We start from the raw sequence: 14,002 nt of genomic DNA on the forward strand, positions 1-14,002 counted from the left end.
AAAAGCCCAACCCCTACTCCCCACAAGAAAATTTATGTTTGGTGCAACGAACCCGCGAACTCGTGGCTTTTCCTCGTTACCAGGCTCTTTTGGGTAACGAGGAAAAACTGATAAAAAATGGTAACTTGCAGCTTATGCTAATAGCGCAGCATTTGTGGGAATTAATTTTATTTCTGATTATTGTAGTCGGGCCGATTCCCTTAAGCTTGTCTCTTGCCTTCGAGAATGAGAAACAAAACAATAACTATTCATTTCCCCATTTTATCCTCGTACTCGTGACGGGATGGAGTATTGCCCAAGTTTGTCTCGGCTTGATTTTAGGAAGTGCCGATCGACTAAACATTTCTGCGGTGATTATAGCAGAAATTCTGATTTGTGCGATCGGCTTCATCCTGATTTATACCAAAAACCACAAAACTTTTACCTTCTCGCAGTGGCCGATTCCCCAACTCAAGCAACCTCTGAGCAAATCCGAACGCCTAATTATTTTTGCCACCGCTATTGCAGGATTTTTGCTGTTGGAAACTCTCGCAAGCAAACCCACAACCAATTATGACTCATTGTGGTTTCACCTGCCTGCGATCGCCCGATGGTATCAAACCCATTCATTTACATTATTAGATGCCGCCGGAAATTGGATTTTTGAACAAGATCAAGCTAAAGTATATCCCTACAATTGGCACGTTTTATCTACTTTGTGTGTGCTTCCCTTCGGAGAAGATTTTCTAGCAGCTTTTCCCATGCTAATTGCGTGGCTAGTTGAGGGAATTGCCGTCTATCTATTAAGCGTAAAATTTGGATCAACCAGACTTCACGGTATGGCAGCAGCATCTTTAGTATTGACATTACCGATGATGCTCAACCAAGTTAACACCATTCAGCCAGACTTACCGCTAGCTGCAATATTTACAGTGGGTTTATATTTTGGTTTGTCCTATCATAGCAGCCGATCGCAATCGGAACTCTCCCTATTTTTAGCAGCCGCAGGAATGCTAGCCGGAATAAAAATCACGGGAATAATCTATGCAGCCTCACTTTTAGGAGGATTAGCAATATTAGAAATTAAAAGATTCGCGGTTAATAAAAAATCTACACCAGCTAAATTTAGAATTTGCCACTTTCTCAAACCAGTCTTGCTGTGCGGCATAGCTTGTTGCGTGCTTTTAGGAGGTTTTTGGTATGCGAGAAACTTGTTGCAAATCAATTATCCTGTCGGCGAAGTCGGCGATATTCAAGTTCCCTTAGAGCCTGTTCCCTTACCGTCTCCTTTACCTCCGGTACAGCCGCCGCCCGCTTCGCCACTTCTAAAGATTTGGCAAAGCACTTTAGCAGCTCAATTTAATCCCAGCAATATTTCCCACTGGCAAACTCTCGGCTTACAAATTATCATTAGATTGCAACTGCCCTTTCTGGCGATCGCGCTTCAGGTAATGGCAGCGCCTCTGGCTTTTATCCAGGGTAAAACCAGAATAATTAATCAAAATAATATTATTTTAATTATACTTCTCGCCAGCACAGGAATTCTGTATCTAATTACACCTTACACGTCCGGTACTGCCGGAGAGTCGATCGGTCAACTCAGCCCTATACTGGGTTTTAACCTCAGATACGGATTTCCCTTTTTAAGCGTACTCGCCATCACCGCAGCAGCTACAGCAACTCTCTTGAAAACTCCAAATCTAGTTGTTCTGGTAGTGGTTTTCTTTAGTGGTTTGTTCGGAATTACTAGCAACACAATTTTTGATTATATTAAAAATGCTTCTTTCACAGGAGATAGTATTGTTTGGGGGAGTTTGTTGATTGACAATTTGAAGTCTAACCCAATAGAAGCTATTCATAGTATCTGGAAAATCTTAGCTCCGATTTGGAAATATATATTACCATATCCGATATTTTATCTTGTGTTAGTGACGCTGGCTGCGATATGGTTGAAAATCAATCCTGGCTTAGGATGGCTGAATCATCTATTTCCTACCCGAAATAAATCGATTTACATAGTGATAATTGGTGTCTGTATAGGATTGATAGTAATTGGTCATTGGAGGGAAAAGCGAGATTTTGCACGCACCGAACTGTATCGCGGAATTTACGAGTATATTGATAAAAATACAGTGCCTGATGAAAGAATAGGCTTCTTTTTAAGTTCGCGCAGCTACCTGTTTTACGGGAGAAATTTGGACAGACAAGTTTTATATGTGCCGTTTAGAGCCGATCGACTTTCGGCATGGATTGACAAACTCCGGCAAAATAAAATTAGGACTGTGGGATTCGGGCCCCTGACTGGGACAGACGCAGCTACCAGAAAAGCTTTATCTTGGCTGACAAGTGCCCAGGGCCCGCTGCAACCAGTTTTCGGTAAAGATTTTAATACTGAGTCGGTGCTATATCGCTTGAAAAATTAAAAGTTATTAGTTACCATGAACCAAGCTAAAACTCTATTTTCAATTATTGTTCCGACCTACAATCGCCCCGATAAATTAGCGGCGTGTATGCAGTCTTTTGTTGAAATTGAATATCCGCGCGATAAATTTCAAGTGATCGTCGTCAACGATAGCACCGAAATCTCTGTAGAAAATACAATTTCGCCTTTTCAAAATCAGCTCAATATCACCCTTCTGACACAACCCAACTCCGGCCCGGCAACGGCGCGAAATACGGGTTCTTTTGCCGCCGAAGGCAAATTTTTAGTGTTTACAGACGATGACTGTACTGTGGGGGTAGATTGGCTGCAAAATCTGGAAAAGCGATTTGTGGAAACACCAGATTGCTTAATCGGAGGTCGAACTGTAAACGCGCTGCCGGATAACATTTATTCTACTGCCAGCCAGCAATTGATCGATTACCTTTACAGTTACTATAATGCTATTGGCGATCGCGCGCAATTTTTCACTTCTAACAATTTTGCCCTTCCGGCTGAGGCTTTCCAAAAAATCGGCGGCTTTGACACGACTTTTTCTCTAGCGGCTGGAGAAGACCGGGAATTTTGCGATCGGTGGTTGCATTCGGGCAATGCTGCCATTTACGCTCCCGAAGTTATAGTCTATCACTCACACGCACTAACTCTTCGCAAATTTTGGAAACAGCAATTCAATTATGGTAGAGGTGCTTTTTTGTTTCAGCAAATGATCTCGAAACGGGGGGCTAATGGGAAACTACAACATCCGTCATTTTATTTGAATTTGCTAACTTATCCATTTTTCCACGCACCGGGCTTTCAAAAGCTATTAATTGCTGCATTGTTTTTAGTTTCTCAGGCGGGAATTGCTGCGGGATTGTTTTGGGAGAAAAACAATTTTGTTGAGGAATAAAGTGGGATTATTGAACCGCAGAGAACGCAGAGGACGCAGAGAGAGAAGTAAGAGTTAGTAGGTGCGTCAGCTTTGAGCGGTCAATTATTAATAAAATAATTCGCTGCCGAGGCATTCTACAACTCAAAAACAGGATCACCTACCTGTTCCACAAATAGTGAGTTTTCTTGTGGGTTGGCAGGATAACAGGCGCGTAAAATGCTTATTGAGGATGGTGTAATACAGCGTATTGCAGGTTTATGAAGTACAGCCCAGAAACCTGGTTTCTTTACCTCATATGTTGCACTATTCTCAATTAGCCTTTTAGGAACAGGCAAGATGCCCGTTCCACAAGAAAATCTACTCTTTGTGGAACAGGCATCTTGCCTGTTCTTGAGAATGGTGCAAGATGTGAGTTTACAGTTCTCGCATCCTTACTGATTCTGTTGCTCGAAACCCGGTTTATCGCGATCAACCTCTACATGGAATATGCTTGATCTCAGATATTAGCAAGGTGCGCCCCGCGCACCCGAAGATTAAATAAATCCGTGTTCTGCTAAGAATTCTGGTGTAATTGTTCCCAAACTGTTGATTGTGGGGGTTTCTTCCCACGGTTCGGGATGGGATTTTGAGCCACTGCGGAGAAATTTGGCGACATATTTGCCGAGAATATCTGCTTCTAAATTAACTAAACTTCCTGGTTGCAAACAACTGAGGTTTGTCTCGGAAAAACTGTGGGGAATTACAGCAATTTCAAACCAATTGCCGTCAGCATCGCAATCTGCCACTGTTAAGCTGATGCCGTTGACGGCGATGCTGCCCTTGGAAACGATGTAAGGTGCGATTTGACGTTGCCATCCCGAATTTGCTGTTGGTGGGGCAGTAAACCGCATCTCCCAAGCGTTGGCGGTTTGGGTTGATGTGGCTAAAGTGCCGATCGCATCTACGTGCCCCGTCACAAAATGTCCCCCCAATTTGCTACCGGCGCGCAGGGAGGTTTCTAGATTCACCAAAGCATCGGGGAATGATCCCAGAGTTGTGCGGCGGAGGGTTTCTGGGGAAGCGACGGCGACAAAACCTTGCGGCAGAACTTCCACTACTGTCAAACAGACTCCATCCACGGCTACGCTGTCCCCAATGGCTAAATCTTGTAAAATCTGGTAGGAGTTGTTTGATGTGCAGGAAATTTGGAAATAATCGTTGCCTAGCGACTTCAGCTTTCCGAGAGATTGAATTAGTCCTGTAAACATAAGTATTTTTCCGTAGTCGATCGCTTATTTACATCAAATCATAGGGACAAACCAGACGCAGCAGCTTTTGCCGTCCCCCTCTCCCCCGGAGTCAATCGAAAATCTAAAATCTAAAATCTAAAATCGATAGTCCCAGATCAGTTGCAGATTCCGGCGAAGATCAAGTCATACTGGATTTAGGTGATCTTTATGTCCAAGTTCTCTACTGCCTTACAGTTTCTTAATTCTATGAGGCCGATCGAATGATTGAAATGAAAGTCGCTGGAATTGCCTTAGATGCAGCCACGCGCAGTCCTATTGTCCTATTGAGAGACGCTACTGAGCGACGGGCTTTGCCTATTTATATCGGTCAGGAGCAAGCAAAGGCTATTATTAGCGCGATCGAAGGCCACAAGCCTCCTCGGCCCTTAACTCACGATCTGATGGTCAATTTTTTAGAGGCCTGGAGTCTTACCTTGGAGCGCATAGTTATTCACTCGCTGCAAGATAACACGTTCTATGCCGTCCTGATCGTCCGTCAGGGAGAAGTTAAAAAAGAGATCGATGCCCGACCTAGCGACGCGATCGCCCTAGCCCTGCGAACGAACTGCCCCATCTGGGTGATGGAAGAAGTCGTCGCCGATGCTTCGATACCAGTCGATCGAGATGCTGATGAGGCCGAACGCCGGGCCTTCCGGGAATTTATCTCAAACCTCCGTCCAGAGGATTTGATCAAGAGAAGCGGCTTCAGCCCGGGCGAAACTTCCTAAACTTTATGCGCTATCGACGGTTTGGCAAAACGGAGTTGCACCTGTCTGTATTTTCCTTGGGAACCATGCGCTATTTGGCTTCTGAGGAAACTGCCGGTCAGACTGTACAAGAGGCTGTGTCTCAGGGAATCAATCACCTGGAAACGGCTGCAGGTTACGGTTGCAGCGAGGAATATCTTGGCGCGGCCCTTTCGGCTGGTTTGTCTGTCGATCGATCGCGCCTTCACGTCACTACGAAAATTTCCCCAACCGAGAATGCAGCAGCAATGGAACGCTGCATCGACGCATCCCTCAAACGCCTGAATTTAGACTATATCGATTGTCTGGCAATTCACGGTTTGAATACTTGGGAACATTTGGCTTGGGTGCGATCGCCCACAGGCTGCATGGAATCTGTACGCAAAGCCCTGGCTGATGGGATCATTCGGCACGTCGGCTTTTCGACTCACGGGCCTCTGGATCTAATTTTGGCTGCAATCAATACAGATTTGTTTGAATTTGTCAATCTGCATTATTACTATTTTTTTCAGCGCAACGCCCCGGCAATTGAACTCGCCAAAGACAAAGATATGGGCGTTTTCATCATTTCCCCGGCAGATAAAGGAGGGCAACTCTACACGCCCCCGGAAACTCTCGCACAATTGTGCTCGCCTTTCTCGCCCTTAGAGTTAAACTATCGATTTTTACTCAGTGATACTAGGATTGGGACTTTGAGTGTGGGCCCTGCAAATGCGACAGAATTAGAGCAACCCCTGAAATATTGCGATCGCGACTTTCCCCTCACCAACGCCGAAATCGCTGCGTTCGATCGGCTAGAATCGGTTATTGCAGCCACTTTGAAAACCGACAAATGCAGCCAGTGCTATGCCTGTTTGCCTTGCCCGGAAAACATCAACATTCCCGAAGTATTGCGACTCCGCAATCTCGCCGTCGGGTGCGACATGACTGACTTTGGCAAATACCGCTACGCCATGTTTGAAAATGCCGGACACTGGTTTCCCGGCAGCAAAGGCAACCGCTGCACCGATTGCGGCGAATGTTTACCTCGGTGTCCCGAAGAGTTAGACATCCCAAGCCTGCTCAAAGATACTCACCAGCGGCTGGGTGGCAAAGCAGGCAGGCGGTTGTGGGATTGAAAAAAAGGTGAAGCAGGGAAAAAGTCGATCGAGCCTATCTAAGTGTTGCAATAATTAAGTTAAACTTTTTTTAAGTGAATTGACTCTATAGTTGATCGAAAAACTACTTAGCTTGCGGACTGTCTGCAGGCATTGGTGTCAACTTAACGTCTTATGTTGTACCCATCTACTGTTTGAGTTCATAGTCTTCCTGATCCCCCCCTAACCCCCCAGGGACAATAACGTCAAAGTCCCCCTTCTTAAGGGGGATTTATGGGGAGCGAGACTCGGCTATAAACGAGAGATACAAAGGGTTTTAGTCTGAAGTTGACACCAATGTCCCCTGTCTGCTCGAAACAAACTTTAAAGAGGAGCCGACAATATATGTAAAAACAACTAAATAAGGCAATCTGATTAACACCTAGAAACTGATTTCTTTGAGAATACCCCACTCATTTTATTGCTTAGTTGGCGCCGACGAGACCGAAGAATTTTATGACGATTGATTAACTGAACTCAATATAAAATATAAAATTTTTCAACAGATCGCTCACGTCGAAGTCTAAAATCTAAAGTCTAAAATCTAAAATTGATTGTTTTCCCGATTAATTGATGGCTTGTCATCTATAACCGATTCAGCATCTACTACTATGGCTCATACTCAGTTAAACGACAGCCAGCAAAATTGTCTGCAGCAAACTAAAGTTGCGACTTCCGAAAGAAGATTGAAAGCAGCTTTCAAGCCGTATACCTACAACTTATCTGTTACCAGAAAACAGCTAATCGGACTGCTGACTTTACAAACAATCTTGCCCGTCGGACTAACGGCAGCAGCACTTTGGCTAACATCGGCAGTTGGAAGCAATCAACTGCAAAATCAAGCTAAATCCGAACTGAGCCTTAGTGAAATTAACTACAATCTCCCACTCGATCGCGCCGCTGACCGTTTGCAAAACTCCTCTGATAGCAAAACGATCGCCCAAATAGCCTTATCTTACAACAGCGGCAAAAAAATATCATATTTGCACAAATCTGTCAATCAAATTCTAGAAAATCAAGTCAAGACAGGGGAAATAGACAGCGCGGTCTTAGTTGGAAAAAACAGGCAGATAATGGTTAGCGTCAACTCTAACCAGAAGGGAAAAAGTTTTAACCTGCAAAAAATAGTTGATCGAGTATTCGCTGCAAAAGAGTCAATTACGGCTACCGAAATCATTGCCAAATCAGAAGTTCAGGAACAATTGGGATCTTTGCCGCCCGGAAAGGTCGATCGACCTGTGCTCGTCCGCTACGCAGCAATTCCCGTAAAAGATCCAAAAACTCAGACAGTGATTGCTGCCTTAGTCTTAAGAAAAATTCTCAGCCCAACTTCGGCAGTTGCTAACACCGAAACCCTCAAATTACAGGGCGGCGGATATCAGGCTATATACGCACCGCTGGCTGACGGCAAATTTGTCTTGGCAAGTTCGCAAGCAGTTACAAAAAACCAACAGTTACCAGACTTGCTGGCAGAACAATCGCTGCTGAAATCTGCACTCGCCGCAGGCGGCAAATCAGTCGCCGGAAACGTACAAACAGGCAGTCAAACTTATGCAGTAGCTGCCAAATCCATTGGCAATTTAGCGGGAAAACCCGCAGCAATTTTAGTGCGGTTCATCCCCCAAACCTCGATCGCAACTTGGTGGGGCAACAACTGGCTGCTGGCAATGTCTGCGGCTGCCGTTGTTCCCTTCGCCTTGGGAGTTGCCGTCACTCGCCGGATTGCCAAACCCGCTAACTCAGATTTATCAACAGCAGATGGGAATTGGGCATCAAACTCCAGCGCCGAACCGCCGCAGCGATCCGGGAATTTGGATCTAATTTATGATAATTTACATTTCGGCGAATTTCCCGATTTATTTCCCAAAAAATCGAGTTTAGATGGTAAATTAGCGGTCGATTTTCGATATAAAAAAATGGCTGACGATCCTCTTCGAGGGCTTCGCCAACGCCCGATCGCAAATCCCCACATCCCGCTCGCTTTTCAACCCCTAGAATTGCCAGAAAACTCCGTCTCAAATCAGTCGCAGCCGGTAAATACAGAACTAGAAAAAAGCGCGATCGCCTTAAATCTAGTCCAGGAAGCTTGGCAAGACTTAAATCGCCTCAACTGGGAATTGCACCCAGAAATACTCGATCGGCAAAACACTCAAAAAGCCCTACGAAAGAGCGAAGCACTGCTGCAAGCGATTTTAGACAACTCAACAGCAGTAATTTACATCAAAGATGTTGACGGAAAATACCTGCTCACCAACCGCCATTTTGACAATTTGTTCGACATCGCCAAAGAGCAAATAACAGGGAAAACCGACGGCGATATTTTTCCCCAAGACAAAGCAGCAGCCTTGCGAGAAAATGACCTGAAAGTTCTCGAATCCTGCTCGCCCCTAACCCTCGAAGAAATCATCCCTCAAGATGACGGCCCGCACACTTATATTTCTCTGAAATTTCCGCTCTGCAACTCCGAAGGTAAAGCTTATGCAGTCGGTACAATTTCTACAGATGTGAGCGATCGCAAACTTGCCGAACGCACCCTAGAAAAAGCCAAAGCAGAACTAGAAATAGAAGTCGAACAGCGCACCCTATTCCTCAAACAAGCCAACGAACTCTTGCGGTTTGAACTCGCAGCCCGAGTCCGCGGCGCCATCACAGTCAGACAAATGACGGCTCAGGTAGCCCGACACGCCAGAACAGTTGACGGCATTCTCGGCGCTTCTCTTGACCTAATTTTTCTAGTTGATCGATCGGGAAAATACACCTATGTCAGCCGCACCGCCGCTCAAGCGGCCGGCCTGAACCCCAGAGAAATGATTGGCAAAACCTGGCAGGAATTAGGCTGGCCGCCAACAATTATGCAGCGGGTTCACCAAGAATGCGAAGGCATATTTGCCACAACCGAGCCCGTGAAAGGCGAAGTAATTGTCCCCACGGCAAACTGGGGAACCCGCGACTACGAGTACATTCTCAGCCCGGTTTGTGCGACAGACGGCAGCGTCGAAGCCGTGGTGGCGACACTGCGGGATATCACCGAACGCAAAGACGCTGAGGAAGCATGGCAGTTGGCCAAAGAAGCTGCAGAACTCGCCAACCGCGCCAAGAGTGCTTTTCTGGCAAACATGAGCCACGAGTTACGCACTCCCCTCAACGCGATTATCGGCTACAGCGATATGCTAGCGGAAGATGCCGAAGAGTTAGGCAACTTACACGTAGTCTCGGATTTAGACAAAATTCGCACTGCTGGCAAACACTTGCTGCGGTTGATAGAGGACATTCTCGACATCTCCAAAATTGAAGCTGACAAGATGGAGATTTACCTCGAAAGCTTCGATGTTGGAGGTTTAATCGAGGAGGTGGTAACAACTATCAAACCGCTAATGGATAAAAACGGCAATACTTTGGAAGTATTGAGTTCTGACAATATCGGCGCGATGCACGGCGATTTGATGAAAGTGCAACAGGTAATGCTGAATTTGCTCAGCAATGCTGCTAAATTTTCTGCTAATGGGACGATCGTGCTTACTGTCGAAAGAATTACCAGTGAAGAATTAAAAAATAAATATCAACCGAGAGTTGCTCAAATGTTAATTTTGGATTCAGACTTTTTAATTTTCCGAGTGACGGACACGGGCATCGGCATGACACCAGAGCAGCAAGAGCGCCTGTTCCAACCTTTCACTCAAGCGGACAATTCAACTACTCGCAAGTATGGCGGTACAGGTTTGGGACTGACTATCAGTCAGCGTTTTTGTCAGATGATGGGCGGCGATATTGAAGTTACTAGCGAGTTAGATTGCGGTTCTACTTTTACTGCTTGTCTGCCTGCTTCATTGTTTAGGCGATCTGAATTTTAACAATGAAAGCAGCAGCAATAAGACCAATAAGAGTCGGCGGTTGAAACCGCTACTGTACAAACAATGTCCGCCTCCACGGACTGAAGAATAATAAAATTAACTTGTTCCCAGGCTATAGCCTGGGAACCTAAATCTAGAGGCTCTGCCTCGCTTGGAAACATGGAGGCAGAGCCTCCGGATCTGCGTTACTAGGCTCCAGCCTAGTAACGAGTAATTTAAAAAATTATCTGCGTTTATCCGTGTTTATCTGCCTTACATCTGCGGTTTCTGTATCAATGAATGATTTATGCAATCTTGTCTAATAAGATGATGAATTACCACAACTTTAGCCACAAAAATCAAGTTTACCGTCGTAGGCATGGCATTTTGACAAAAAGTTTATTTTTGTTCATGATCGCCTGTTCTGCGTGCCTCGGAGCCTTGCTGGGTGAGCAATCTGCGGCTTTTTCCCAGGAGCCGATCTGCCCGACTGGCAGTGCGGCTAATTTCCCGTCGCCCCCGCTTTCGCAAACCGAAAAAAGCGTGCCGAGTCTGTGGTTAGCTCAAAAACAGTTTGGCGGCAAATTGCTCGATCGCTGGTTTGTCGATCCCGGCAATACTTGGGTAATTATCATAGTCAATCGCCAACTTTGGAGTTTGCTCGATTATATGGAACGCTATCAGTTTGTTAATCGCTTTGGCACTGTCGCCAACGATTATGGTTACAATGTGCGAGTTTGCAACCGTCAAGGCACTGCTTTGGCAGTTTATTCGTGTAAGGGCGATCGGCTTAGTTGTCGCATTGATTTAGAATCTCTCTCAAATCCGGGTCTTCGAGGAAGGGTGAAAAGATTTTAGATTAGTGTCCTTACAAGAGTTAGGACACGGCGCCGTGCCTTTGGGAGTGTCAACTTAAGGTCAAACCCATAGTCCGGCAAGGGTTGAAACCCCTGCCTCAAAGCTAAAGTCGTCTGAAGACGACTAATATCAAATCCGTTAGCATCGGAATAGTAAATTCGAGTTCACTGTTTACTGTTCACTGTTCACTGTTCACTGTTCACTGTCAACCGTCAACACTCAACATCATAAGGAGTGTTACCGGAAATGATATAATGAGTTCTTCAGTCCTCTTTGAGAGGACTTTAGCTATTAGACAGGGGTTTCAACCCCTGGCGGACTCGCGGGATGACTAACGAACTTCAGTTGACACTCCCAAAGGCGCGACACCGTGTCCCTATAAGAGCTATGTACCTCGCTGTAATTTAACTTCTCACTACTTGCCTAGTTTCTTGCCAGAGCGATCGATATTGGGCAATCCCCGCATCCCCAAAAGGCAGCAAAAAGTCGCTACTAGCAAGAATCTTAGCATCCGGCAACAATACAGAATTAGTGCGAACAGCTTCCGGCAAATCTTCGGGTTTCATGCCGACAATTATCGGCGAACTAGCCTTAGCCAGCAAAGATAATTGAGGAGCAACCCGAGGTTGTAAGCAAAAATCAATCCATTTTTCCACTAAAGAAACTGGAGTCCCTGATGCTGGTTCTACCCACAAATCTGTCCAAAGTGCAGTTCCCGAAACTGGAATTACTAAAGCAATATCCTTTTGAGTTTGCAGCAGCGGCAGCAAGTCCCCAGATGAACCTACTGCCAACCAAGTATCGCCTAAAATTAATGGTTGCAGGTAAGCGTCAGAACTATAAAGTTTAACTTGTTGGTGCAGATTTGCGAGTTCTTGTTTAAGATTTGGTACTTGATCTAATTGCTGCGTATTGTAAGATTTTCCGAGTTTTTTTAATGTTAAACCGATAACTTCTCTGGCACTGTCTGGTAGAGAAATTCTATCGCGCAATTCTGATCGCCACAAGTCTTTCCAATCTGTCGGAGTCCACCCCAAAGCCTTAAATTTGTCGGTTCGATAGGCAATTACCGTACTTCCCCAGCGGTAAGGTACACCCCAAACGTTTTCTCTGGCATCTAAGAAACCGTCATCGTTTCGCGTTACCAAATTTTGCCACCTTTCGGGCAATTGTGCCCAATTAGCCAACTTAGCAGGATCGATCGGCTTAATCAATTTTTGCCTAATTGCCAAAGTCAGCCAGTAATCTCCCAACATCACCAAGTTAGCTTGATTTTTTGATTCGGGAACCTGTTTCCACTCCTGCAACAGGGCGAATAATTCTTTTAATTGTGCTTCTTGCCTTACCTGCAAAAGTGGAGACGGTTGTACATCGCGGCTAAATTTGCTTACCAGTTGGGCCGGAATACCGTTTTTGAGCGATCGAATTTTGAGAATGGGCTTCGAGTCGCACCCTGCCGCCAATTGACTTAAAGTTAGGGTTGCGGCCCCCAATAGCAAAGACCTTCGTTTCACCTGTCAATCCGCTTTTCTAAATATTGACCCATCGTTTTGTGTTCTACAGCCCGCGAAATAATTGTTTGTCGAGTCCGGTAGTTGGCGCCGATTTGTTTTATTTCTTTTTCAAACACAGAGCCATTGTACTCGGTTCTGCTGCGCTGTGAGTCTGTTTGAGTCTTGCCCTGATTTTACCTTCTACCTGGTCGATCGAGCTTTCCGATGCCGAAAACTCCCTCAACTTAACACCTAATTTCTGTGCTCCAAGTTCCTTTGAGCCAGTTTTGCTCCCCAGCCGGGTCGATCGACTGCATCTGTGTTACATTTTTTAATATAACGAAACAAGGAGAGCGCTGCCATCTGCCGTTGGATGACGCTTTTTACACAACCGAAGTGAAAAATCCTTTTTAAATCCGCGACAGCTTAATAACTAAAAAAACTAAAAATCAATTTATCTAAATCCTGAAAGCACTAGCGAGAGCGAAGTCAATCTAATAGGACGCTCTGCGCTCCGACTCTCAGAAACCCGACGTTTTAACTCTGATTGAAGGTTTGAACGAAGTATGGGGGTTAACCCACCCGGTTCCTGTGTCCAAGACTATGTAAAACCTCAATTATAAAATCTACAATCGACTCACGAATGGCGAGCGATTATCTTCTAGCTGGCTCCCTAAATATACCGTCAGGATTGGGAACACAACAATTACGTCAAAAATTAAATAATTTAGTGATAAATCCAAGTTATGTAAAGATTTACCTAAAATATAAAGATATAAGTTACGAGCCAAAGGATGATTGTATGGAAGCGCTCCGCCAGCAAGTTACAGTATTGAGCCAACAAGTCGAGGCCCTCTACAAACTCATAGAAAACCTCAATGAAAAGCTCTTGGAGTCTGCCAAGGAGACGAAGCTGACTCAGCAACAGAGAAACGATCGCTCTGGAACGGTAGGAAATGACCAAACCTCGCCCTATCAAAGCTACAGCAGTCTCGACGGCCTCCTCGAACACAAAGACATACTGTTAGATGACAGCTACTTCGACAAGAACTCTCAAAGCCTGGAAAAAGAGTTGAGCGCAGAGATTCAAATCCAGCGCTTAACAGCTCAGCTAACAGCAGCTTATAATCGAATTGCCGCCTTGGAAGAACAGTTGCTCTCCAAAAGAATGCACTCGCAACATCTAGGCGGGCCTAATTAAATATTGCTAGCGGGGATCGGGTACTAATCAAAAAAAAAATACAAGTTGCGTTGATTTATGCTCGTCTACTTATAGAGTTATTGCAGAGAGTTTTTTCGGTCGGGGAATTAACAGGAAGAATACTGCATGAAAGCGAGATATTGTGTAGAAATAGGAAGGCTATTTCTTTGGTGAACAAGA

General features: G+C 45.2%; 9 protein-coding genes and 1 pseudogene. 7 read left to right on the forward strand and 3 right to left on the reverse strand.

Features of this window, described 5'->3' with window-relative positions; genetic code table 11:
- Window positions 1-41: 41 nt before the first annotated feature.
- The gene (locus QUA83_RS16775) at window positions 42-2,402 is read left to right on the forward strand and encodes a hypothetical protein (protein ID WP_333294504.1); all 2,361 of its coding nucleotides are present in this window, start codon (window positions 42-44) and stop codon (window positions 2,400-2,402) included.
- A 15-nt stretch (window positions 2,403-2,417) separates the two neighbouring features.
- Window positions 2,418-3,308 carry a glycosyltransferase gene (locus QUA83_RS16780; RefSeq protein WP_333294443.1) on the forward strand — a complete coding sequence of 297 codons (891 nt, stop codon included), beginning with the start codon at window positions 2,418-2,420 and terminating at the stop codon, window positions 3,306-3,308.
- Between the two features lie 515 nt (window positions 3,309-3,823).
- Here the strand turns inward: QUA83_RS16780 and ribE are convergent.
- Window positions 3,824-4,537 carry a riboflavin synthase gene (gene ribE / locus QUA83_RS16785; RefSeq protein WP_333294446.1) on the reverse strand — a complete coding sequence of 238 codons (714 nt, stop codon included), beginning with the start codon at window positions 4,535-4,537 and terminating at the stop codon, window positions 3,824-3,826.
- A 242-nt stretch (window positions 4,538-4,779) separates the two neighbouring features.
- On the opposite strand from ribE, the gene QUA83_RS16790 reads away from it, so the two are divergent.
- The 4 genes from QUA83_RS16790 to QUA83_RS16805 all read left to right on the forward strand — a co-directional run bounded on the left by QUA83_RS16790 (window position 4,780) and on the right by QUA83_RS16805 (window position 11,128).
- Entirely contained in the window at window positions 4,780-5,286 is a 507-nt protein-coding gene (locus QUA83_RS16790) for a bifunctional nuclease family protein (RefSeq protein ID WP_006635481.1), read from the forward strand.
- Window positions 5,287-5,291: 5 nt separating this feature from the next.
- The gene (locus tag QUA83_RS16795; protein ID WP_333294448.1) at window positions 5,292-6,422 is read left to right on the forward strand and encodes an aldo/keto reductase; all 1,131 of its coding nucleotides are present in this window, start codon (window positions 5,292-5,294) and stop codon (window positions 6,420-6,422) included.
- 596 nt (window positions 6,423-7,018) lie between these two features.
- On the forward strand, window positions 7,019-10,291 hold the full coding sequence (locus tag QUA83_RS16800) for a PAS domain-containing protein (RefSeq protein ID WP_333294450.1): 3,273 nt from the start codon (window positions 7,019-7,021) through the stop codon (window positions 10,289-10,291).
- A gap of 306 nt (window positions 10,292-10,597) precedes the next feature.
- Complete coding sequence (locus QUA83_RS16805) at window positions 10,598-11,128, forward strand: hypothetical protein (RefSeq protein ID WP_333294453.1); 531 nt, start codon at window positions 10,598-10,600, stop codon at window positions 11,126-11,128.
- Window positions 11,129-11,532: 404 nt separating this feature from the next.
- Here the strand turns inward: QUA83_RS16805 and QUA83_RS16810 are convergent, their stop codons facing one another.
- Both QUA83_RS16810 and QUA83_RS16815 read right to left on the reverse strand, forming a co-directional pair.
- Window positions 11,533-12,642: an extracellular solute-binding protein gene (locus QUA83_RS16810; protein WP_333294456.1), complete on the reverse strand. Its 1,110-nt coding sequence runs from the start codon at window positions 12,640-12,642 to the stop codon at window positions 11,533-11,535.
- Window positions 12,639-12,767: pseudogene (locus QUA83_RS16815) on the reverse strand (phycobiliprotein lyase); the annotation flags it as partial. The pseudogene QUA83_RS16815 and the gene QUA83_RS16810, both read right to left, overlap by 4 nt.
- 656 nt (window positions 12,768-13,423) lie before the next feature.
- Between QUA83_RS16815 and QUA83_RS16820 the strand changes: the two are divergent.
- Window positions 13,424-13,822, forward strand: a complete 399-nt coding sequence (locus tag QUA83_RS16820) for a hypothetical protein (RefSeq protein ID WP_333161046.1) — start codon at window positions 13,424-13,426, stop codon at window positions 13,820-13,822.
- Window positions 13,823-14,002 lie beyond the last annotated feature (180 nt).

Origin of the sequence: Microcoleus sp. K1-B1 (assembly GCF_036704705.1) — a bacterium.
Classification (GTDB): domain Bacteria; phylum Cyanobacteriota; class Cyanobacteriia; order Cyanobacteriales; family Microcoleaceae; genus Microcoleus.

What these genes read in the sequence shown, in the direction of transcription:
- QUA83_RS16780 (WP_333294443.1), top strand. Translation starts at nt 2,418, where the DNA reads ATGAACCAAGCTAAAACTCTATTTTCAATTATTGTTCCGACCTACAAT.
- ribE (WP_333294446.1), bottom strand. Translation starts at nt 4,537, where the DNA reads ATGTTTACAGGACTAATTCAATCTCTCGGAAAGCTGAAGTCGCTAGGC.
- QUA83_RS16790 (WP_006635481.1), top strand. Translation starts at nt 4,780, where the DNA reads ATGATTGAAATGAAAGTCGCTGGAATTGCCTTAGATGCAGCCACGCGC.
- QUA83_RS16795 (WP_333294448.1), top strand. Translation starts at nt 5,292, where the DNA reads ATGCGCTATCGACGGTTTGGCAAAACGGAGTTGCACCTGTCTGTATTT.
- QUA83_RS16805 (WP_333294453.1), top strand. Translation starts at nt 10,598, where the DNA reads ATGATGAATTACCACAACTTTAGCCACAAAAATCAAGTTTACCGTCGT.
- QUA83_RS16820 (WP_333161046.1), top strand. Translation starts at nt 13,424, where the DNA reads ATGGAAGCGCTCCGCCAGCAAGTTACAGTATTGAGCCAACAAGTCGAG.